Source organism: Secundilactobacillus oryzae JCM 18671 (genome assembly GCF_000740055.1).
GTDB lineage: Bacteria > Bacillota > Bacilli > Lactobacillales > Lactobacillaceae > Secundilactobacillus > Secundilactobacillus oryzae.
On sequence record NZ_BBJM01000077.1, the window covers coordinates 1 to 556 of the forward strand.

Here is a 556-nt window from a genome sequence, read left to right on the forward strand (position 1 = left end):
GGTGAAATTTTGGCATTTAACATTAGTGCACATCCAACTCTTGAGTTTGCGTTGAAGCCACTAAAAGAAGCATTAGATGGACTACCTGAGCTTCCTTATCGAACAACGGTACACACAAATCAAGGATTTCAGTACCAACATAAGCAGTGGCAAAAAACGCTTAAAACTCATCATACCTTTCAGATTATGTCCCGTAAGGCGACTTGCTTGTAAGCAACGGTTGTAAAATGTTGGAAAATACCGATTAGAAAATGTCGGTTTTCCAACATTTTTTTACGGTAAACTAAACGCATCTCAAATTTGGAGGAACTGAAATGCATTTAGATGTTGAACAGTGTGTCCAGCAATATATTATGAACAAAATAAAGCCCAACTTCGCTGAAATCGGTCGACGATATGGTGTTGATCCGCGAACGGTTAAAAGATACTACAATTTAGGGCTCACGCCTCCAGATGAGCAGCCACAACCCTTACGGCGGCCGAGTAAACTTGACGATTATCGAAAAACGATTGAAGAAAAGGTTCTAGAAGGCTGTTCGGCAACGGCAATTTATTA

General features: G+C 40.3%; 2 pseudogenes. Both read left to right on the forward strand.

From position 1 onward, the window contains the following. Positions 1–213, forward strand: a pseudogene (locus tag LOSG293_RS09820) (IS3 family transposase); the annotation flags it as partial. Between the two features lie 101 nt (positions 214–314). Further along, positions 315–556, forward strand: a pseudogene (locus tag LOSG293_RS09825) (IS21 family transposase); the annotation flags it as partial.